The sequence below is a fragment of the Pseudomonas sp. ZT5P21 genome, assembly GCF_054897785.1.
Window position 1 is genome coordinate 1,014,079 of record NZ_CM142705.1, and the last position, 20,237, is coordinate 1,034,315.

The 20,237-nt window shown below is 58.1% G+C and carries 18 protein-coding genes; 14 read left to right on the forward strand and 4 right to left on the reverse strand.

Annotated features, from left to right (window positions below; translation table 11 throughout):
- The first annotated feature begins 118 nt into the window (after positions 1-118).
- Entirely contained in the window at positions 119-886 is a 768-nt protein-coding gene (locus ACYZT9_RS04635) for a GntR family transcriptional regulator (protein ID WP_253436151.1), read from the forward strand.
- Positions 887-1,033: 147 nt separating this feature from the next.
- Here the strand turns inward: ACYZT9_RS04635 and smpB are convergent, their stop codons facing one another.
- Positions 1,034-1,516 carry an SsrA-binding protein SmpB gene (gene smpB, locus ACYZT9_RS04640; RefSeq protein ID WP_008029800.1) on the reverse strand — a complete coding sequence of 161 codons (483 nt, stop codon included), beginning with the start codon at positions 1,514-1,516 and terminating at the stop codon, positions 1,034-1,036.
- Between the two features lie 117 nt (positions 1,517-1,633).
- On the opposite strand from smpB, the gene ACYZT9_RS04645 reads away from it, so the two are divergent.
- From ACYZT9_RS04645 to ACYZT9_RS04655, 3 genes are read left to right on the forward strand one after another with little or no spacing between them, the layout of a single operon-like run.
- Positions 1,634-3,037, forward strand: a complete 1,404-nt coding sequence (locus ACYZT9_RS04645; protein WP_462008773.1) for a sodium-dependent transporter — start codon at positions 1,634-1,636, stop codon at positions 3,035-3,037.
- Positions 3,038-3,044: 7 nt separating this feature from the next.
- Positions 3,045-3,479: a type II toxin-antitoxin system RatA family toxin gene (locus ACYZT9_RS04650; protein ID WP_462008774.1), complete on the forward strand. Its 435-nt coding sequence runs from the start codon at positions 3,045-3,047 to the stop codon at positions 3,477-3,479.
- Positions 3,472-3,786, forward strand: coding sequence for an RnfH family protein (locus ACYZT9_RS04655; RefSeq protein WP_462008775.1), 315 nt, complete (start codon positions 3,472-3,474; stop codon positions 3,784-3,786). The genes ACYZT9_RS04650 and ACYZT9_RS04655 overlap by 8 nt, the downstream gene beginning before the upstream one ends.
- Positions 3,787-3,845: 59 nt before the next feature.
- On the opposite strand, the gene ACYZT9_RS04660 is transcribed toward ACYZT9_RS04655, so the two are convergent.
- A complete protein-coding gene (locus ACYZT9_RS04660; protein ID WP_462008776.1) occupies positions 3,846-4,373 on the reverse strand; it encodes an outer membrane protein assembly factor BamE in 528 nt (175 codons plus the stop codon).
- Positions 4,374-4,470: 97 nt separating this feature from the next.
- Here ACYZT9_RS04660 and fur point away from each other — a divergent pair, with 97 nt between their 5' ends.
- Entirely contained in the window at positions 4,471-4,875 is a 405-nt protein-coding gene (fur, locus tag ACYZT9_RS04665) for a ferric iron uptake transcriptional regulator (protein ID WP_003197684.1), read from the forward strand.
- A gap of 75 nt (positions 4,876-4,950) precedes the next feature.
- On the opposite strand, the gene recN is transcribed toward fur, so the two are convergent.
- Positions 4,951-6,624 carry a DNA repair protein RecN gene (recN, locus tag ACYZT9_RS04670; RefSeq protein WP_462008777.1) on the reverse strand — a complete coding sequence of 558 codons (1,674 nt, stop codon included), beginning with the start codon at positions 6,622-6,624 and terminating at the stop codon, positions 4,951-4,953.
- A 241-nt stretch (positions 6,625-6,865) separates the two neighbouring features.
- On the opposite strand from recN, the gene grpE reads away from it, so the two are divergent.
- The 7 genes from grpE (at position 6,866) to greA (ending at position 16,896) form a co-directional block, all read left to right on the forward strand.
- Positions 6,866-7,432, forward strand: a complete 567-nt coding sequence (gene grpE, locus ACYZT9_RS04675; protein WP_462008778.1) for a nucleotide exchange factor GrpE — start codon at positions 6,866-6,868, stop codon at positions 7,430-7,432.
- Between the two features lie 102 nt (positions 7,433-7,534).
- On the forward strand, positions 7,535-9,451 hold the full coding sequence (dnaK, locus tag ACYZT9_RS04680; protein WP_462008779.1) for a molecular chaperone DnaK: 1,917 nt from the start codon (positions 7,535-7,537) through the stop codon (positions 9,449-9,451).
- A gap of 295 nt (positions 9,452-9,746) precedes the next feature.
- Positions 9,747-10,871 carry a molecular chaperone DnaJ gene (gene dnaJ / locus ACYZT9_RS04685; protein ID WP_214380584.1) on the forward strand — a complete coding sequence of 375 codons (1,125 nt, stop codon included), beginning with the start codon at positions 9,747-9,749 and terminating at the stop codon, positions 10,869-10,871.
- Between the two features lie 9 nt (positions 10,872-10,880).
- Complete coding sequence (dapB, locus tag ACYZT9_RS04690; RefSeq protein ID WP_462008780.1) at positions 10,881-11,687, forward strand: 4-hydroxy-tetrahydrodipicolinate reductase; 807 nt, start codon at positions 10,881-10,883, stop codon at positions 11,685-11,687.
- Between the two features lie 259 nt (positions 11,688-11,946).
- Positions 11,947-13,083, forward strand: coding sequence for a glutamine-hydrolyzing carbamoyl-phosphate synthase small subunit (gene carA, locus ACYZT9_RS04695; protein WP_462008781.1), 1,137 nt, complete (start codon positions 11,947-11,949; stop codon positions 13,081-13,083).
- A gap of 118 nt (positions 13,084-13,201) precedes the next feature.
- Complete coding sequence (gene carB / locus ACYZT9_RS04700; RefSeq protein ID WP_462008782.1) at positions 13,202-16,423, forward strand: carbamoyl-phosphate synthase large subunit; 3,222 nt, start codon at positions 13,202-13,204, stop codon at positions 16,421-16,423.
- Positions 16,420-16,896 (forward strand): transcription elongation factor GreA, encoded by a 477-nt coding sequence (gene greA, locus ACYZT9_RS04705; protein WP_150633542.1) that lies wholly within the window; start codon positions 16,420-16,422, stop codon positions 16,894-16,896. Before carB ends, greA begins: the two co-directional genes overlap by 4 nt.
- A 185-nt stretch (positions 16,897-17,081) precedes the next feature.
- On the opposite strand, the gene ACYZT9_RS04710 is transcribed toward greA, so the two are convergent.
- Complete coding sequence (locus ACYZT9_RS04710) at positions 17,082-17,390, reverse strand: YhbY family RNA-binding protein (RefSeq protein WP_462008783.1); 309 nt, start codon at positions 17,388-17,390, stop codon at positions 17,082-17,084.
- A gap of 100 nt (positions 17,391-17,490) precedes the next feature.
- On the opposite strand from ACYZT9_RS04710, the gene rlmE reads away from it, so the two are divergent.
- Complete coding sequence (gene rlmE / locus ACYZT9_RS04715; RefSeq protein WP_462008784.1) at positions 17,491-18,120, forward strand: 23S rRNA (uridine(2552)-2'-O)-methyltransferase RlmE; 630 nt, start codon at positions 17,491-17,493, stop codon at positions 18,118-18,120.
- A 202-nt stretch (positions 18,121-18,322) separates the two neighbouring features.
- Positions 18,323-20,233, forward strand: coding sequence for an ATP-dependent zinc metalloprotease FtsH (gene ftsH, locus ACYZT9_RS04720; protein ID WP_462008785.1), 1,911 nt, complete (start codon positions 18,323-18,325; stop codon positions 20,231-20,233).
- Positions 20,234-20,237 lie beyond the last annotated feature (4 nt).

Consider the following 20,237-nt stretch of genomic DNA (forward strand, 5'->3'; position numbering starts at 1 on the left):
AAGCGCAGTGGCGCCCGAGTGATCCGTTCGAACAAATGCCGTCTGGTAGGTGCTGGCACAGCACCGATAGGCCAGAATAGAGAGCCCGCCAACCGTCGGGATCGTGGAGAACTGAGTTATGGGGTTTGATCAAATTCGTCAGCGCCGTCTGTCTGACGATATTGTCGAGCAGCTCGAGGGGATGATCCTCGAGGGCACGTTGAAGGCGGGTGAGCGCTTACCGGCAGAACGCGCGCTGGCCGAGCAGTTCGGCGTGTCACGCCCTTCGTTACGCGAAGCGATTCAGAAACTGGCGGCCAAGGGCTTGCTGGTCAGTCGCCAGGGCGGCGGCAACTATGTGGTGGAATCACTGGGCACGACCTTCAGCGATCCGCTTCTTCACCTGCTGGAAAGCAATCCTGAGGCCCAGCGTGATCTGCTGGAGTTTCGCCACACCTTGGAAGCGTCCTGTGCTTATTACGCAGCACTGCGTGCTACAGATGTCGATCGCGAGCGACTGACTGCGGCCTTCAATGAATTGCAGGATTGCTACACGCGTCACGATGAGGTGAGCCGCGCGGAAGAGGGCGCGGCGGATGCGAAATTTCATTTGGCAATCGCCGAAGCCAGTCACAACGCGGTGTTGCTGCATACCATTCGCGGGTTGTTCGATCTGCTAAAGCGCAACGTGGTGACCAACATCGGTGGTATGTACAAACAGCGCACGGAAACCCGCGACATGCTGATCACGCAGCACCGGGAGTTGTACATGGCGATTATCGAAGGAAGGGCAGAACAGGCGCGAGAAGTCTCCAGTCGACACATTTTGTATGTGCAGGAAGTGCTGGAAGAGGTGCGTCAGGAAGTGCAGCGCGTGGCCCGGGCGGAGCGGCGCAAGGGGATGTAGTGGGAGTCTGTGGCGAGGGAGCTTGCTCCCGTTCGGCTGCGCAGCAGTCGCCAGCAGGTGTGATGATGGTTGCAGCCAAGCGAGGGGCCGCTTCGCGCCCCAGCGGGAGCAAGCTCCCTCGCCACAAGATCGCGCAGGGCAGGAGAATTACTCTTCCTTGCCCTTGTTGCGCACCGCTCGCTGCAACTCGCGACCGGCGTCGCGTTCGCGTTCGGTGTCGCGCTTGTCGTATTCCTTCTTGCCCTTGCCCAGCGCGATCTCGCACTTGACCATGTGCTTGCTCCAGTACCAGGACAGGCACACGCAGGCGTAACCCTTTTGCTGCACGGCAGCGGCCAGCTTTTCCAGTTCGCGCCGGTTGAGCAGCAGTTTTCGGGTGCGGGTCGGATCAGCGATGACGTGGGTACTGGCAGTCGTCAGGGGCGTAATGTGGCTGCCGAGCAGCCAGGCTTCGCCATCCTTGAGCAGCACATAACTGTCGACCAGTTGCAGCTTGCTTGCTCGCAGACTTTTTACTTCCCAGCCGGCCAGGACCAGACCAGCCTCGAACCGATGTTCGATGAAGTAATCGTGTCGCGCCTTTTTATTTTGCGCGATGGTCCCTGTTGGGTGTTTCTTCTGTTTAGCCATAGGGGCGGCATTATAGGGAGTTGCACGCGAGTCGGCTACGGTGATGCTGTGTGCTTGAGCAGGTTGATTGAATCCCGGACAATGCGCCCTCTTTTTCAATGCTTGGACGTGGTAACGATGTCGACAGACAAGGTTTCTGTCCACGGCAGTTGGGCTAGCCGCTGGGTCTTCATACTCGCCGCGACCGGTTCGGCCGTGGGGCTGGGTAGCATCTGGAAGTTCCCGTACATGGTCGGGTTCTACGGCGGCGGCGCGTTTGTCTTGGTTTTCCTGGCGTGTATCGCACTGATCGGCGTGCCAGTCATGCTGGCGGAAACCCTGATCGGCCGGCGTGCCCGGCAAAGTCCGGCCAACGCCTTGAAAGTACTGGCGCTCGAGGCGGGCCATTCGGGCAAGTGGTCCTGGGGCGCGTTCGCCGGAATGATCACGGCACTGCTGATCCTGTCCTTCTATAGCGTTGTCGGCGGCTGGTCGCTGGATTACATCATCGACATGGGGCGCGGCGATTTCCAGGGTATAACGCCTGAGCAGGTCGGCGCGTACTTTGGCAAGGTGATCGCCGATCCGTGGCGCCTGACACTTTGGCACACTATTTTTATGCTGCTGTCCGCCATTGTGATCGCCAAAGGTGTCGTCGCCGGGCTTGAACGCAGCCTGCGCATCATGATGCCGTTGCTCTTTGTGATGATTCTGGTGCTGCTGGGCTACAGCATGACCACCGGCCATTTCATGGAGGGCGTGCATTTCATGTTCGACTTCCAACCGGAAAAAGTCCTCGACGGATTGCTGCCCGCCATGGGGCACGCGTTCTTCTCTTTGAGTGTGGGCGTGGGCTCGATCATGATCTACGGCGCTTACATGCCGAGAGACTCATCGATATCCGGCACCGTCGTCGGTGTCGCGTTGCTCGATACCTTTGTTTCTCTCGTGGCCGGCCTGGCATTGTTTCCGATTGTGTTCGCCGCAGGCCTGAACCCGAGTGAAGGCCCTGGCCTGATGTTCGTCAGCCTGCCATTTGCCTTTGGTAACGTAGCGTTCGGCCAGTTGATGGGCGTAGTGTTCTTCGTGCTGGTAGCGATTGCGGCCTGGAGTTCGGCGATTTCGTTGCTGGAGCCGATGGTGGCTTACCTGGTTGAACGTACTAAAGTCAGTCGCGCCTGGGTGACGTTCTGGCTGGCGTTCACTTGCTGGTTCGTTGGTCTGGGCACGGTGTTTTCCTTCAATATCTGGAAGGAAGCCAAATTTTTCGTGAACGATGGCGGGAAGTTTCATCTCTATCAATGGGGTGCTGCCGGCGGCCTGGATTTCTTTGGTGTTATCGACTTCTTCACCTCGCGGATCATGTTGCCACTCGGTGGTTTGTGTTTCGTGGTGTTCGCGGGTTGGGTGATGGGGCGTGAAGCAGTGCGCGACGAGTTGTCGATGCGCAGTCCCAAGTTGTTCACGCTGTCCCTGTTTTTGATGCGCTATGTGGCGCCCATCGGCATTCTCGTAGTGTTTGCCGCCCAGCTGTGGAAGTGACGCTGACATGACGACACACATTCAACGTTCGGCTCTGCTGCCGTATCCGGCGCAAGCGCTGTACGACCTGGTCAATGACGTGGCGCGTTACCCGGAGTTTCTGCCGTGGTGTTCGACGGCTGAAGTCCTGGAAAGCTCTGCCGGGCATATGCGCGCCAGCGTCGGCGTGGCCAAGGGCGGCCTCAGTCAACATTTCGTGACGCGCAATACGCTGGTCCCCGGGCAATCGATCGAAATGAATCTCGAGGAGGGTCCATTCACTCAGTTGCACGGTGTTTGGGAATTCAAGGCGTTGACCGATAAAGCTTGCAAGATCAGCCTGGACCTTTCGTTCGATTACGCCGGTCCGATTGTTCGTGCGACCTTGGGGCCATTGTTCAATCAGGCAGCGAATACGCTGATGGACGCGTTTTGCCAGCGCGCCAAGCAGATGCATGGTTGACGCCGTGATCGAGATTGAGGTGGTGTATGCCGCGGTGGATCGTCAGGTGCTTCTCTGTGAAACGGTGCCTGCGGGCACGACAGTGCGGATGGCTTTGCTGAAGTCGAGGGTGGCCGAGGAGTTTCCGGAGCTGGATCTGACTCATTGTCCGGTTGGGATATTCGGCAAGGTAGTCGCGGATCCGGACATTCGTCAGGTTCGGGCGGGGGATCGCATCGAGATTTATCGGTCGCTACTGGCAGATCCGAAAGAGGTTCGCCGGCTTCGCGCCGCCAAGGCTGCCGAGGCCAAAGTGCGGAACCAGTGATGTGCCAAACGCCAGGCAATAAAAAACCCGGGAATCCGGGTTTTTTATTGCGTCGCAAATTATTGCGGCGAGGTTTCCAGCGGTTCTGGCGTCGGGACTGGAACGGTTTCTACACCGTCGACGTCCTTCTGGATCTGATCCAGCAACGAACCTGGCTTCGCCGGTTTTTCCGGCTTCGGCTTCTCGGCGTTTTCAGCAGGTGCGGTCACGCTAGTGCCGCTGTCCTTGCCGAGAATGGCTTCGTCCCGGCTAACGCCTGGCATGAAATCACCAGAGAGGCTGACAAGTTGGTCATTTGGGTTGAAGATAACGCTGATGCGTTCCTGTTGGCGTTCACCGCCACCCGGTTGCAGACTGTACAGATAATCCCAGCGATCGGCATGGAACGTGTCGGTCAGCAGTGGGTTGCCCATGATAAACCGTACTTGCCGACGGGTCATTCCCGGGCGTAACTGGTCTATCATGTCCTGCGTGACGACATTGCCCTGCTGGATGTCGATTTTGTAAACCCCGGGGAATGAACAACCGGCGAGTGCGAGCAGTCCCACAAAGGTGAAACTGGTTAGCAAGAGCTTGGTGTTTTGCATCGGTGGGCGACTTCCACTATCTTGGCTGGGACAACGTAAACGCCGATCATACCCGCATTAAGAGAAGCTGCGAAGCAGCATCGCGAGAAAGCTGACCATGGTTGAAAATAGCGAACTACGCAAAGCCGGCCTCAAAGTGACCCTTCCACGGGTCAAAATTCTGCAAATGCTCGATTCCGCCGAGCAGCGCCACATGAGTGCCGAGGATGTATACAAGGCGCTGATGGAGGCTGGTGAGGACGTCGGTCTGGCCACGGTTTACCGTGTACTGACCCAGTTCGAGGCAGCTGGCCTTGTGGTGCGGCACAACTTCGACGGAGGCCATGCGGTCTTCGAGCTGGACGACGGCAAGCACCACGACCATATGGTCAACGTCGAGACCAGTGAAGTGATCGAATTCTTCGACGAAGAAATCGAGCGCCTGCAGAAAGCCATTGTCGACAAATATGGCTTTGAGATGGTTGATCACAACCTTGTACTGTACGTGCGCAAGAAAAAGTAAGCATGTCGCGCGAACTTCGGGTTCGCGAAACGAGCGAAGGCGACCCCTGGGTCGCCTTCGTGCTTTCTGCCATTCCTAAATTTTTGCGGTAACGACCATTTTTTTCGCGTGAGCCAAGGATTCCTTGGTCAGGTCGATGCCACCCAGCATCCTTGCGACTTCTTCGACACGATCATTTTTGCTCAGCTTGGAAACTGCCGTGTGGGTCGCATCCTCGCCGCGAACCTTGTGCACAAATAGATGTTGATGACCTTGTGCCGCCACTTGTGGCAAGTGAGTCACCGTCAGCACCTGTCCGCGTTCACCGAGGCGGCGCAGTAGCTGGCCAACAATCTCTGCGGTCGGCCCGCCGATACCCACGTCCACTTCGTCGAACACCAGGGTCGGTACGCGAGAAGTCTGCGCAGTGATCACCTGAATCGCGAGGCTGATCCGCGACAGTTCGCCGCCCGAGGCTACCTTGGCCAACGCTTTCAGAGGCTGGCCGGGGTTGGCGCTCACCAGCAACTCGACTTGCTCCAGCCCGTTGGGCAGTAATTCATCACTGCCGTTGGGGCGCAACTCGATGGTGAAACGACCGCCGGGCATACCCAGTCGATGGATCTCCTGCTCCACGGCGCTGGCCAGGCTAGTGGACGCTTGATGGCGCAGATCGCTCAATTCCCGAGCCTTCTCCTGATAATGGCGGGCATAGGCGGCCAGCTCATCACTCAGCCGCTCAATGGATTCGTCATTGGCATTCAAGGTTTCGATTTCATCCAGCAACCGCTGCTGCATCTCGGCGACCTCGGTGGGCTGGATGCGGTGTTTGCGCGCCATGGTGTAGATCGCATCGAGGCGTTCTTCCAGGTATTGAAGGCGCGCCGGGTCGGCGTCGAAGCTATCGAGGAAGCGATTCAGCTCGCCCACGGCTTCTTCTACCTGGATTTGTGCACTGGTCAGCAAGCTGCTGGCTTCCCCCAGCGCTCCGATTGAGTTGTTCACGCTAGACAGACGATTGAGGCTGGCGGTCAGGGCATTCAGCACATTGCCGGAATCACTTTCGCTGCATTGCTCGACCACTTGCCGGCAGATCCCCAGCAGGGTTTCAGCGTTGGTCAGGTTCTTGTGTTCCTGTTCCAGCTGCTCCAGTTCATTGTCGCCGAGGCCGAGGTTTTCCAGTTCTTCGAGCTGGTAGCTGAGCAGTTGATGGCGAGCGCGCTGCTCATCGCCGGAATTGGAAAGGCGCTCCAGCTCCTGACGGGTCTGGCGCCAGCGTTGTGCAGCCAGTTGCACTTGGCGGGCAAGGTCGGTGGCATCGGCATACTCGTCGAGCAGGCGGCGGTGAGTATCGGTCTTGAGTAGGGATTGGTGTTCGTGCTGGCTGTGGATATCAATGAGCAGTTCACCCAAGGCCTTGAGATCGCCAAGCGGGCAGGGCGTGCCGTTGATGTAGCCGCGCGAGCGCCCTTCGGCGGTGATTACCCGGCGCAGGATGCACGGGGCCTCGCTCTCGAGGTCGCGCTCCGCCAGCCAGGCGCTGGCTTCCGGAATGTCGATCAGGTCGAAGGTGGCCAGGATGTCGGCCTTGTCGGCGCCGGGGCGGACCACACCGCTGTCGGCTCGATCGCCAAGGGTCAGGCCGAGGGCGTCGAGCATGATTGACTTGCCAGCGCCGGTTTCCCCTGTGATCACACTCATCCCACGATCGAGTTCGAGATCGAGATGTTCAACGATGGCGTAGTTGTGTACGGACAGGTGCACCAGCATATAGGCCGCTCCCAAGCTTTAGGTCTGGTTATTTATACAGTGTTTTATTTGTACCTGACAATGCCCCCGCCTAGCTCGATTTGCTTGATCCGACGAAATCGTCAGCGCATCAAGGAATCACAATGCAGCTGTTTTTTGTGGGGTTAATCACAACAGGCCCCTTGAAGCTGATTTTTGCGGCCCCATATACCGGGACAGAAGCGCGAGTTGAGCTCGCGGACGATATTGAAAGGAGAGATCTATGGCTGACGAACAGACAGTGGATACGCAAAATCTAGACGCCGATCAGGCTGCCCAGGATTCGGGTAATGACCTGGCGGCTCGTGTACAAGTGCTCGAAGAGCAACTGGCTGGCGCCCAGGATCAGGCCTTGCGTGTAGCAGCTGATCTGCAGAACGTCCGCCGCCGCGCCGAGCAGGATGTAGAAAAAGCGCACAAATTCGCCCTGGAAAAATTCGCTGGCGATTTGCTGCCGATCATCGACAGCCTGGAGCGTGGTCTGGAGCTGTCCAACCCGGACGACGAAAGCATCCGTCCAATGCGCGAAGGCATCGAGCTGACCCTGAAAATGTTCCAGGACACCCTGAAGCGTTATCAGCTGGAAACAATCGATCCGCATGGGGAGCCGTTCAACGCCATTCAGCATCAGGCAATGGCCATGCAAGAAAGCGCCGACGTCGAGCCGAACAGCGTGCTCAAGGTGTTCCAGAAGGGCTATCAGCTCAACGGTCGTCTGCTACGCCCGGCCATGGTCGTGGTCAGCAAGGCCCCTGCGCCAGTTTCGCCTTCTATTGACGAGCAGGCTTGAAATTAGCCGCAAGGCCCCCATTTAGAAGTCAAGCGTTTAAGTGCTACCGCAGTTAGCCACCACTGCTGCGGCAACCAAATCCAAAGTTTCGGGAGAGTGAACATGGGCAAAATTATCGGTATCGACCTAGGGACTACCAACTCCTGCGTCTCCGTGATGGAAAACGGCAAAGCAAAAGTTATCGAAAACGCAGAAGGCGCGCGTACTACGCCTTCGATCATCGCGTATGCCAACGATGGCGAGATCCTCGTTGGTCAGTCGGCCAAGCGTCAGGCTGTGACCAATCCGCACAACACTCTGTATGCGGTGAAGCGTCTGATCGGTCGTAAGTTCGACGAAGAAGTCGTACAGAAAGACATCAAGATGGTCCCCTACAAAATCGCCAAGGCTGACAACGGCGACGCGTGGGTAGAAGTGAACGGCCAGAAAATGTCGCCGCCACAAATCTCGGCTGAAATTCTGAAGAAAATGAAGAAGACCGCCGAAGACTACCTCGGTGAGCCAGTGACCGAAGCGGTGATCACCGTTCCAGCCTACTTCAACGACAGCCAGCGCCAGGCGACGAAAGACGCCGGCCGCATCGCGGGCCTGGACGTAAAACGTATCATCAACGAACCTACCGCAGCCGCTCTGGCTTACGGTATGGACAAGGCGAAAGGCGATCACACCGTAATCGTTTACGACCTGGGCGGCGGTACTTTCGACGTTTCCGTGATCGAAATCGCTGAAGTCGATGGCGAGCACCAGTTCGAAGTATTGGCCACCAACGGTGATACGTTCCTGGGCGGTGAAGACTTTGACATTCGTCTGATCGACTACCTCGTTGACGAATTCAAGAAAGAAAGCGGCATGAACCTTAAGGGTGACCCGCTGGCCATGCAGCGCCTGAAAGAAGCCGCTGAAAAAGCCAAGATCGAACTGTCTTCGAGCATGTCGACCGACGTGAACCTGCCGTACATCACAGCAGACGCCACCGGTCCCAAGCACTTGAACGTGAAGATCTCCCGCGCCAAGCTGGAAGCACTGGTTGAAGACCTGGTTCAGCGCACCATCGAACCTTGCCGCATCGCTCTGAAAGACTCCGGCATCGACGTTGGCGCCATCAACGACGTGATCCTGGTGGGCGGTCAGACCCGTATGCCACTGGTTCAAAAGCTGGTGACCGAATTCTTCGGTAAAGAAGCACGTAAAGACGTGAACCCGGACGAAGCCGTTGCCATGGGTGCCGCAATCCAGGGCGCCGTATTGGCCGGTGACGTGAAAGACGTTCTGCTGCTCGACGTCAGCCCGCTGACCCTGGGTATCGAAACGATGGGTGGCGTGATGACCGCGCTGATCGAGAAAAACACCACGATTCCTACCAAGAAATCGCAAGTGTTCTCGACCGCCGATGACAACCAGGGCGCCGTGACCATTCACGTGCTACAAGGCGAGCGTAAGCAAGCCGCCCAGAATAAGTCCCTGGGCAAGTTCGACCTGGCCGAGATTCCACCAGCACCACGTGGCGTGCCACAAATCGAAGTAACCTTCGACATCGACGCCAACGGCATCCTGCACGTAGGCGCCAAAGACAAGGCTACCGGCAAGACTCAGTCGATCGTGATCAAGGCCAACTCCGGTCTGTCCGAGGAAGAGATTCAGCAGATGATTCGCGATGCTGAAACCAACGCCGACGAAGACCGCAAGTTCGAAGAACTGGCCGCTGCCCGTAACCAAGGCGATGCACTGGTCCACTCGACGCGCAAAATGGTCGCAGACGCTGGCGATAAAGTGACTGCTGAAGAGAAGACTGCAATCGAAGCTGCCGTGGTTGCTCTGGAAGCCGCCATTAAAGGTGACGACAAGGCTGCTATCGAAGCCAAGGTTGAAGAGTTGTCGAAAGTCTCCGCTCCAGTGGCGCAGAAGATGTACGCCGAACAGGCTCAGCCTGCTGAAGGCGCTGCACCGCAAGGCGAATCGGCCGAGAAAGCTGACGACGTTGTCGATGCCGAGTTCGAAGAAGTCAAAGACCACAAGTAAGTTAGTGGTCGCCCGGTTGACTGCCTCAAGGCGGTGACTGGTAGGATGTCGCCGCGCGGGAGCCTGCTCCCGCGTTGGCGTGTCTGGAGTACACGAATTTTTACAGCGTGCGACAACGCTCGCGCTGGCGGTATGGCCGGGAATGCTCCTGCTTTTCGAGCCGAAAGTACTGCAATGAACCAAAGACCAGGATCGTTGAATTGACGTGAGTTGGGTCCGGGCCTGTATTGGGGCTCAACGAGTTTGGCGAGGCTCAGGAGAGGTTTGCCGAACGTCCTTAAGAGTGCAAAGACTTATGGCAAAGCGTGACTATTACGAAGTATTGGGTGTTGAGCGTGGCTCGAGCGAAGCGGACCTGAAAAAGGCTTACCGTCGCCTGGCGATGAAGCACCACCCGGACCGTAATCCCGATGACAAAGCGTCGGAAGAGATGTTCAAGGAGGCCAACGAGGCCTACGAAGTGCTGTCCGATTCCAGCAAACGCGCGGCGTACGACCAGTACGGTCATGCCGGTGTCGACCCAAGCATGGGTGGCGGCGGTGCCGGGTTTGGTGGGCAGAACTTCTCCGACATCTTTGGTGATGTCTTCAGTGACTTCTTCGGTGGCGGTCGCGGCGGTGCTCGTGGCGGTGCCCAGCGCGGCAGCGACCTGCGTTACACCCTGGAACTGAATCTGGAAGAAGCAGTGCGCGGCACCACCGTGAACATCCGCGTTCCGACGCTGGTGAACTGCAAGCCGTGCGATGGTTCGGGTGCGAAGAAAGGCTCCTCGCCAGTGACCTGCCCAACCTGTGGCGGCATCGGTCAGGTCCGCATGCAGCAAGGCTTCTTCTCGGTACAGCAGACCTGTCCGCGCTGCCATGGCCAGGGCAAGATCATTTCCGATCCGTGCAGCTCCTGTAACGGTGACGGTCGCGTCGAAGAGTACAAAACTCTTTCCGTGAAAGTGCCGGCCGGTGTGGACACCGGTGACCGCATTCGTCTGTCCGGCGAAGGCGAGGCGGGCGCTCAGGGTGGGCCTACTGGTGACCTGTACGTAGTAATCAATGTGCGAGAGCACGCGATCTTCCAGCGCGACGGCAAGCACCTGTTCTGCGAAGTGCCGATCAGTTTCGTTGACGCGGCATTGGGCGGCGAACTGGAGATTCCGACCCTTGATGGTCGGGTCAAACTGAAAATCCCTGAAGGGACTCAGACCGGCAAGCAGTTCCGCGTTCGCGGCAAAGGCGTAGCGCCCGTGCGTGGCGGTGGTGCCGGTGACCTGATGTGCCGTGTGGCGGTGGAAACACCGGTCAACCTGGGTCGTCGTCAGCGCGAATTGCTGGAAGAGTTCCGCAGTTCGCTGGCGGACGACAACAGCCATTCGCCGAAAACGACCGGCTGGTTCGAAGGTGTGAAGCGCTTCTTCGGCGATCTGTAAGGAGTGAGCATGCGACGTATAGCTGTGATGGGCGCTGCTGGCCGAATGGGCAAAATCCTGGTCGAAGCCGTGCAGCAGCGCGCACCGCTGACCGGCCTGACAGCAGCCATCGTGCGCCCTGGCAGCACGCTGATTGGCGTGGATGCCGGTGAGCTGGCCTCGCTGGGGCGTATCGGTGTGCCGTTGTCCGGTCATGTCGAGGCGGTGGCGGATGAGTTCGATGTGTTGATCGACTTCACGCTCCCCGAAGTCATGCTGAAAAACCTGGCGTTCTGCCGCAAGGCGGGCAAAGCCATGGTCATCGGCACGACGGGGCTCGATGCTGCGCAGAAGCAGTTGCTGGTCGAGGCGGGCAAGGACATTCCTATCGTGTTCGCCGCCAATTTCAGCGTCGGCGTGAACTTGTCATTGAAGCTGCTCGACATGGCCGCGCGTGTGCTCGGTGATGATGCGGACATCGAAATCATCGAAGCTCACCATCGGCACAAGATCGATGCGCCTTCAGGGACCGCTCTGCGCATGGGTGAGGTAATTGCCGGTGCGCTGGATCGTGACCTGCAGAAGGTCGCAGTCTACGGGCGTGAAGGACACACTGGTGCGCGTGAGCGTGAAACGATCGGTTTTGCCACCGTTCGCGGCGGCGATGTGGTCGGTGATCACACGGTGCTGTTTGCTTGTGAGGGCGAGCGCCTCGAAATCACGCACAAGGCGTCCAGTCGCATGACCTTCGCAAAGGGCGCCGTGCGTGCGGCGTTGTGGCTGGACAGTCGCGAGGCTGGACTCTACGACATGCAAGACGTGCTCGACCTGCGTTAAGATGCACCCGAAACCGGGTTCCAGCCCAGCGTTGGGGCCCGGTTTTATTACGCCAAGCGACGTCCTGTCGCATTCTCCAGCCTTTAGGGCTCATTGGCGGTAGACCAAAAATGCCTTTTTCTGTAAGCTACAGCTTTAGTGTGTCCACTAAAAGCGCGCAGAATAATTCGGTGAAGAAGCGGGGTGACGTGTCCATACGTCACTCCGCTTTTTTACAACCTGCGATCGCCCTTTCAGGCTTTATTTACGGGAGGTCTTCTTGACTAAGCCAGCCATACTCGCCCTTGCTGATGGCAGCATTTTTCGCGGCGAAGCCATTGGAGCCGACGGTCAAACCGTTGGTGAGGTGGTGTTCAACACCGCAATGACCGGCTATCAGGAAATTCTTACCGATCCTTCCTACGCCCAACAGATCGTTACCCTGACTTACCCGCACATCGGCAACACCGGCACCACGCCGGAAGATGCAGAGTCCGACCGCGTCTGGTCCGCTGGCCTGGTCATCCGTGACTTGCCGCTGGTTGCGAGCAACTGGCGTAACACGATGTCCCTGTCCGATTACCTGAAAGCCAACAACGTTGTGGCCATCGCCGGTATCGACACCCGTCGCCTGACGCGCATCCTGCGTGAAAAAGGCGCGCAGAACGGCTGCATCATGGCCGGTGACAACATCTCCGAGGAAGCCGCCATCGCCGCCGCTCAGGGTTTCCCTGGCCTAAAGGGCATGGACCTGGCGAAAGTCGTAAGCACCAAAGAGCAATACGAATGGCGCTCGACTGTCTGGGACCTGAAAACCGACAGCCATGCGACCATCAACGCGTCCGAACTGCCGTACCACGTGGTTGCCTACGACTACGGCGTCAAGCTGAACATCCTGCGCATGCTGGTCGAGCGCGGTTGCCGCGTGACCGTGGTGCCGGCTCAAACACCTGCCGCTGATGTGCTGGCGATGAAGCCGGATGGCGTGTTCCTGTCCAACGGCCCGGGTGATCCGGAGCCTTGCGACTACGCGATCCAGGCGATCAAGGACGTGCTGGAAACCGAGATTCCGGTGTTTGGCATCTGCCTCGGTCACCAACTGCTGGCCCTGGCCTCCGGCGCCAAGACCCTGAAAATGGGCCACGGCCACCACGGTGCCAACCACCCGGTTCAGGATCTGGACAGCGGTGTTGTGATGATCACCAGCCAGAACCACGGTTTTGCGGTCGACGAAGCGACCTTGCCGGCCAACGTGCGCGCGATTCACAAATCGCTGTTCGACGGCACCCTGCAAGGCATCGAACGTACCGACAAGAGCGCCTTCAGCTTCCAGGGTCACCCGGAAGCCAGCCCTGGCCCGAACGACGTAGCGCCATTGTTTGATCGCTTCATCAACGAAATGGCCAAGCGACGCTGATCGCTCGCCTTGATGCAGCGAAGCTTGAGGGCGGTCCCGTAGCCGGCGGCCCCCTCAAGGCTTCAAAGATTGAACAAGACGGCTTGCCGACTGACCTGCGGACTTGAGTGACAAACCCATGCCAAAACGTACAGACATTAAAAGCATCCTGATTCTCGGCGCTGGCCCGATCGTTATCGGCCAGGCCTGCGAATTCGACTACTCCGGCGCCCAGGCCTGCAAAGCCCTGCGCGAGGAGGGTTACCGCGTCATCCTGGTGAATTCCAACCCAGCGACCATCATGACCGACCCGGACATGGCTGACGCCACGTACATCGAGCCGATCAAGTGGCAGACCGTTGCCAAGATCATCGAGAAAGAGCGTCCGGACGCGCTGCTGCCAACCATGGGCGGCCAGACTGCTCTGAACTGCGCACTGGACCTGGAGCGCGAAGGCGTTCTGGAGAAGTTCGGCGTAGAGATGATCGGCGCGAACGCTGACACCATCGACAAGGCTGAAGACCGTTCGCGCTTCGACAAGGCAATGAAGTCCATCGGTCTGGACTGCCCGCGCTCGGGTATCGCCCACAGCATGGAAGAGGCTAACGCAGTGCTCGAGAAGCTGGGCTTCCCGTGCATCATCCGTCCTTCCTTCACCATGGGCGGCACCGGTGGCGGTATCGCCTACAACCGTGAAGAGTTCGAAGAAATCTGCGCCCGTGGTCTGGACCTGTCGCCGACAAAAGAGCTGCTGATCGACGAATCCCTGATCGGCTGGAAAGAGTACGAGATGGAGGTTGTCCGCGATAAGAAGGACAACTGCATCATTGTCTGCTCCATCGAAAACTTTGACCCGATGGGCGTGCACACCGGTGACTCGATCACTGTTGCGCCGGCACAGACCCTGACGGACAAGGAATACCAGATCATGCGTAACGCCTCCTTGGCAGTACTGCGCGAGATCGGCGTGGAAACCGGTGGCTCCAACGTCCAGTTCGGCATCTGCCCGGACACCGGTCGCATGGTCGTCATCGAGATGAACCCGCGTGTTTCCCGTTCCTCGGCGCTGGCGTCGAAAGCTACTGGTTTCCCGATCGCCAAGGTCGCAGCCAAACTGGCTGTCGGCTACACCCTCGACGAGCTGTCGAACGACATCACTGGCGGTAAAACCCCAGCGTCCTTCGAGCCGTCGATCGACTACGTCGTCACCAAGCTGCCACGTTTTGCTTTCGAAAAATTCCCGAAAGCCGACGCACGCCTGACCACTCAAATGAAGTCGGTCGGTGAAGTCATGGCCATCGGCCGGACCTTCCAGGAATCCCTGCAGAAAGCCCTGCGTGGTCTGGAAGTGGGCGTTTGCGGTCTCGACGAGAAGCTCGACCTGAGCAACCCGGAAAGCATGAGCGTGCTCAAGCGCGAACTGACTGTGCCGGGCGCCGAGCGCATCTGGTACGTGGCTGACGCCTTCCGCGCCGGCCTGTCGGTCGAAGACATCTTCGGCATGAACATGATCGACCCGTGGTTCCTGGTGCAGATCGAAGACCTGATCAAGGACGAAGAGAAGGTCAAGACCCTGGGTCTGGCCAGCATCGACCGCGACTTGATGTTTAAGCTCAAGCGCAAAGGCTTCTCCGACATGCGTCTGGCCAAGCTGCTGGGCGTCACCGAGAAGGCTCTGCGTCGCCACCGTCACAAGCTGGAAATCTTCCCGGTCTACAAGCGCGTTGACACTTGCGCAGCCGAGTTCGCCACCGACACCGCTTACCTCTACTCGACGTACGAAGAAGAGTGCGAAGCCGCACCGTCGGGCCGCGACAAGATCATGATCCTCGGCGGCGGTCCAAACCGTATTGGCCAGGGCATCGAGTTCGACTATTGCTGCGTACACGCCGCGCTCGCTCTGCGCGCCGACGGTTACGAGACCATCATGGTCAACTGCAACCCGGAAACCGTATCCACCGACTACGACACCTCCGACCGCCTGTACTTCGAACCAGTCACCTTGGAAGACGTACTGGAAATCGTCCGCGTCGAGAAGCCGAAAGGCGTGATCGTCCAGTACGGCGGCCAGACTCCGCTGAAACTGGCTCGCGCCCTGGAAGAAGCAGGCGTACCGATCATCGGCACCAGCCCTGACGCCATCGACCGTGCCGAAGACCGTGAGCGCTTCCAGCAGATGGTTGAGCGCCTGAACCTGCGTCAGCCGCCAAACGCCACCGTGCGCAGCGAAGACGAAGCGATTCGTGCCGCCGCCAAGATCGGTTACCCGCTGGTGGTGCGCCCATCCTACGTATTGGGCGGTCGCGCGATGGAAATCGTCTACGAAGAAGAAGAGCTCAAGCGCTACCTGCGTGACGCGGTGAAAGTGTCCAACGACAGCCCGGTGCTGCTCGACCACTTCCTCAACTGCGCCATCGAAATGGACGTGGATGCGGTCTGCGACGGCACCGACGTGGTGATCGGCGCGATCATGCAACACATCGAGCAGGCCGGTGTTCACTCCGGTGACTCCGCTTGCTCCCTGCCGCCGTACTCGCTGCCTGCCCACATCCAGGACGAGATGCGCGAACAGGTCAAGAAAATGGCCCTGGAACTGGGCGTGGTCGGCCTGATGAACGTTCAGTTGGCGCTGCAAGGCGAAGACATCTACGTCATCGAAGTCAACCCGCGAGCTTCCCGTACCGTGCCGTTCGTGTCCAAGTGCATCGGTGTTTCCCTGGCAATGATCGCGGCACGCGTGATGGCCGGTAAAACCCTGAAAGAAATCGGCTTCACCAAAGAAATCATTCCGAACTTCTACAGTGTGAAAGAGGCGGTGTTCCCGTTCGCCAAATTCCCAGGCGTGGACCCGATCCTCGGCCCAGAGATGAAGTCCACCGGTGAAGTGATGGGTGTGGGCGACACCTTCGGCGAAGCGTTTGCCAAAGCTCAGATGGGCGCCAGCGAAGTGCTGCCGACCGGCGGTACCGCGTTCATCAGCGTGCGTGACGACGACAAGCCACTGGTTGCAGGCGTGGCCCGTGATCTGATCAACTTGGGCTTCGAAGTGGTCGCCACTGCCGGTACTGCCAAGCTGATCGAAGCCGCAGGCCTGAAAGTGCGCCGTGTGAACAAGGTGACCGAAGGCCGTCCGCACGTGGTCGACATGATCAAGAATGACGAAGTTACCCTGATCATCAACACCACCGAAGGTCGTCAGTCGATCGCTGACTCGTACTCCATTCGTCGTAATGCCTTGCAGCACAAAATCTACTGCACCACCACCATTGCTGCTGGCGAAGCCATCTGCGAAGCGCTGAAGTTTGGTCCCGAGAAGACCGTACGCCGCTTGCAGGATCTACACGCAGGATTGAAGGCATGATCAAATACCCAATGACCGTCCAGGGCGCGAAAGCCCTGGAAGAAGAACACGCTCACTTGACCAAGGTCGTCCGTCCGAAGCTCAGCCAGGACATCGGTACGGCTCGCGAGTTGGGTGACTTGAAGGAAAACGCCGAATACCACGCTGCTCGCGAGCAGCAAGGTATGGTCGAGGCGCGGATTCGTGATATCGAAGGCCGGATTCAGAATCAGGTCATCATCGACGTCACGACCATTCCTCACACCGGCAAAGTGATTTTTGGCACCACTGTTGAAATCGCCAACGTCGAGACGGATGAGCGCGTCACTTACCACATCGTGGGGGAGGACGAGGCTGACTTCAAACTCGGCAAGATTTCGGTGGGCTCGCCGCTCGCTCGCGCCTTGATTGCCAAGGAGGAAGGTGATGTGGTTGCCGTGAAGACGCCGGGTGGCGTTATCGAGTACGAGATTGTCGAGGTTCGCCACATTTGAATGCAGGCGCCCGCTTCGCGCGGGCGCGATGCTTTGGCTGCTGGCTCAGATGTCGTGGGTCGGCGGTACGTGGCTGTTATTTATTGATTGGTTACCGGTGCCGGACCGTTTTGGTCGGGCGCCGACTGCAATCGATGTCAGGGCAGAGCGGCAGGGTGCGCGAAGCACACCCTTGACCCTTGTCATCACTTGAAGCGATGGACGTTCGACAGCTGCTTGTTGACGCTGAAGTTCTTGCGGTAAATCAGTGCCATCTTGCCGATGACTTGAACCAGATCCGCTTTACCGGCCTTGCAGAGCTCTGCAATGGACGCCAGGCGCGATTCGCGATCGAGGATGTTGAGCTTGATTTTGATCAGCTCATGATCCGCCAAAGCGCGTTCAAATTCGGCTAACACACCTTCAGTCAAACCGTTGTCAGCCACAATCAAAACTGGTTTCAGATGGTGGCCAATGGATTTGTACTGTTTCTTCTGCTCTTGAGTGAGCGGCATAATCTGACCCTTTAGTCTGGATTCTGTAAAATGGCGGCCATTTTACCCGAGGGTTCGTGGATCCGCCCAATTAATCACGACCCTATCATCGAGGTGCCCAATGGCGCGTTCCAAGACAAGCCTTGGTTGGCTGAAAAGACATGTCAATGATCCCTATGTGAAGCAGGCGCAGAAGGATGGTTACCGCTCGCGTGCGAGTTACAAGCTTCTGGAGGTCCAGGAAAAATACAAGCTGATCCGTCCGGGTATGAGCGTTGTCGACCTGGGTGCGGCGCCCGGCGGCTGGTCGCAGGTCACTAGTAGGCTGATCGGTGGTCAGGGGCGTCTGATCGCCTCGGACATCCTGGAAATGGACAGCATTCCGGACGTGACTTTCATCCAGGGTGACTTCACCCAGGACGAAGTGCTCGTTCAGATCCTTGAAGCCGTGGGTAATTCGCAGGTGGACCTTGTGATTTCCGATATGGCCCCCAATATGAGTGGTACGCCTGAGGTGGACATGCCAAAAGCCATGTTTCTATGTGAGCTGGCTCTTGATCTGGCGGCTCGGATACTTAAGCCGGGTGGTAATTTCGTGATCAAGGTGTTTCAGGGCGAAGGGTTTGATGCTTACGTGAAGGACGCTCGTCAGAAATTCGACAAGGTCCAGATGATCAAACCGGACTCTTCTCGTGGCAGTTCCCGCGAGCAATACATGCTGGCTTGGGGCTACCGCGGTCGTAGTGAGTAAATCGAGGTTTTTTTGCGGGTCGATAGGATTTTCGTATTTCGCCCTGTGGGAAATAGCGAATATTGTGTAGAAAGTGTTTCACAAAGGGTTACAGACGGCGCCTGCCAGAGCCGTAAGTAATGTAGTAAGTTAGGCCGGTGAATATCATGCGAAGCGCGCGCCATTAGCGGAGCTTGCTTCAGAGGGTAGTTAATTGAACGATATGGCAAAGAATCTGATCCTGTGGTTGATCATCGCGGCTGTCCTGGTGACAGTGATGAACAACTTCTCCAGTCCTAACGAGCCGCAGACCCTCAACTATTCCGACTTCATCCAGCAGGTCAAGGATGGCAAGGTCGAGCGCGTAGCCGTTGATGGCTATGTGATTACCGGTAAGCGCAACGATGGCGACAGCTTCAAGACCATCCGTCCCGCTATCCAGGACAACGGTCTGATCGGCGACCTCGTGGATAACCACGTTGTGGTCGAAGGAAAGCAGCCTGAACAGCAAAGCATCTGGACTCAGCTCCTGGTCGCAAGCTTCCCGATCCTCGTGATCATTGCCGTATTCATGTTCTTCATGCGGCAGATGCAGGGTGGCGCGGGTGGCAAGGGCGGGCCGATGAGCTTCGGCAAGAGCAAGGCGCGCCTTCTCTCTGAAGATCAGGTGAAAACTACCCTGGCTGACGTTGCAGGTTGCGACGAAGCCAAGGAAGAAGTTGGCGAGCTGGTCGAGTTCCTGCGTGATCCGGGCAAGTTTCAGCGCCTGGGCGGCCGCATTCCTCGTGGCGTGCTGATGGTAGGTCCTCCGGGTACTGGTAAAACCCTGATCGCAAAGGCGATTGCCGGCGAAGCCAAGGTGCCGTTCTTCACCATTTCCGGCTCCGATTTCGTCGAAATGTTCGTCGGCGTTGGTGCCAGCCGTGTTCGCGACATGTTCGAGCAGGCCAAGAAGCACGCACCATGCATCATCTTCATCGATGAAATCGACGCCGTCGGTCGCCACCGTGGCGCTGGCATGGGCGGTGGTCACGACGAGCGTGAGCAGACTCTCAACCAGTTGCTGGTGGAGATGGATGGCTTCGAAATGAATGACGGCATCATCGTCATCGCCGCAACCAACCGTCCGGACGTATTGGACCCGGCGTTGCTGCGTCCGGGCCGTTTCGACCGTCAGGTCGTGGTCGGTCTGCCGGACATCCGCGGTCGTGAGCAGATTCTCAAGGTCCACATGCGCAAAGTGCCAATGGGTGACGACGTCGCTCCGGCCGTGATCGCTCGTGGTACGCCCGGCTTCTCCGGTGCCGATCTGGCTAACCTGGTGAACGAAGCGTCGTTGTTCGCGGCCCGTACCGGCAAGCGCATCGTCGAAATGAAAGAGTTCGAGCTAGCCAAAGACAAGATCATGATGGGTGCTGAACGCAAATCCATGGTCATGTCCGAGAAAGAGAAGCAGAACACCGCTTATCACGAAGCAGGCCATGCCATTGTGGGTCGCGTCGTGCCTGAGCATGACCCGGTTTACAAGGTGTCGATCATTCCGCGCGGTCGTGCGCTGGGTGTGACCATGTTCCTGCCGGAAGAAGATCGCTACAGCCTGTCCAAGCGTGCGTTGATCAGCCAGATCTGCTCGCTGTACGGCGGTCGTATCGCTGAAGAAATGACTCTCGGCTTCGACGGTGTAACCACGGGTGCGTCCAACGACATCATGCGAGCCAGTCAGATTGCACGCAACATGGTGACCAAGTGGGGCCTGTCGGAAAAACTCGGTCCGTTGATGTACGCCGAAGAAGAGAGTGAAGTGTTCCTCGGTCGCGGCGGTGGTGGTCAGGGTGCGAGCTTCTCCGGTGAGACAGCCAAGCTGATTGACTCCGAAGTGCGCAGCATCATTGATCAGTGCTACGGCACGGCAAAGCAGATCCTCACGGATAACCGTGACAAGCTCGACGCCATGGCCGATGCCCTGATGAAGTACGAAACGATCGATGCCGATCAGATTGACGACATCATGGCGGGTCGTACGCCTCGCGAACCTCGTGACTGGTCGGGTGGCACCGGTACTTCCGGAACTCCTCCGGCAGTGCAGGATCCGCGTCCGGAAACACCGATCGGCGGTCCGGCTGCTGACGTTTAAGGTT

Bases quoted from the DNA above. Each gene is read 5' to 3' on its own strand.
- dapB (WP_462008780.1), top strand. From the start codon at position 10,881: ATGCGACGTATAGCTGTGATGGGCGCTGCTGGCCGAATGGGCAAAATC.
- ftsH (WP_462008785.1), top strand. From the start codon at position 18,323: ATGGCAAAGAATCTGATCCTGTGGTTGATCATCGCGGCTGTCCTGGTG.
- ACYZT9_RS04710 (WP_462008783.1), bottom strand. From the start codon at position 17,390: ATGCCGCTCACTCAAGAGCAGAAGAAACAGTACAAATCCATTGGCCAC.
- dnaJ (WP_214380584.1), top strand. From the start codon at position 9,747: ATGGCAAAGCGTGACTATTACGAAGTATTGGGTGTTGAGCGTGGCTCG.
- rlmE (WP_462008784.1), top strand. From the start codon at position 17,491: ATGGCGCGTTCCAAGACAAGCCTTGGTTGGCTGAAAAGACATGTCAAT.
- grpE (WP_462008778.1), top strand. From the start codon at position 6,866: ATGGCTGACGAACAGACAGTGGATACGCAAAATCTAGACGCCGATCAG.
- fur (WP_003197684.1), top strand. From the start codon at position 4,471: ATGGTTGAAAATAGCGAACTACGCAAAGCCGGCCTCAAAGTGACCCTT.
- ACYZT9_RS04655 (WP_462008775.1), top strand. From the start codon at position 3,472: ATGGTTGACGCCGTGATCGAGATTGAGGTGGTGTATGCCGCGGTGGAT.
- ACYZT9_RS04635 (WP_253436151.1), top strand. From the start codon at position 119: ATGGGGTTTGATCAAATTCGTCAGCGCCGTCTGTCTGACGATATTGTC.
- carB (WP_462008782.1), top strand. From the start codon at position 13,202: ATGCCAAAACGTACAGACATTAAAAGCATCCTGATTCTCGGCGCTGGC.
- greA (WP_150633542.1), top strand. From the start codon at position 16,420: ATGATCAAATACCCAATGACCGTCCAGGGCGCGAAAGCCCTGGAAGAA.
- ACYZT9_RS04645 (WP_462008773.1), top strand. From the start codon at position 1,634: ATGTCGACAGACAAGGTTTCTGTCCACGGCAGTTGGGCTAGCCGCTGG.
- dnaK (WP_462008779.1), top strand. From the start codon at position 7,535: ATGGGCAAAATTATCGGTATCGACCTAGGGACTACCAACTCCTGCGTC.
- recN (WP_462008777.1), bottom strand. From the start codon at position 6,624: ATGCTGGTGCACCTGTCCGTACACAACTACGCCATCGTTGAACATCTC.
- ACYZT9_RS04660 (WP_462008776.1), bottom strand. From the start codon at position 4,373: ATGCAAAACACCAAGCTCTTGCTAACCAGTTTCACCTTTGTGGGACTG.
- smpB (WP_008029800.1), bottom strand. From the start codon at position 1,516: ATGGCTAAACAGAAGAAACACCCAACAGGGACCATCGCGCAAAATAAA.
- ACYZT9_RS04650 (WP_462008774.1), top strand. From the start codon at position 3,045: ATGACGACACACATTCAACGTTCGGCTCTGCTGCCGTATCCGGCGCAA.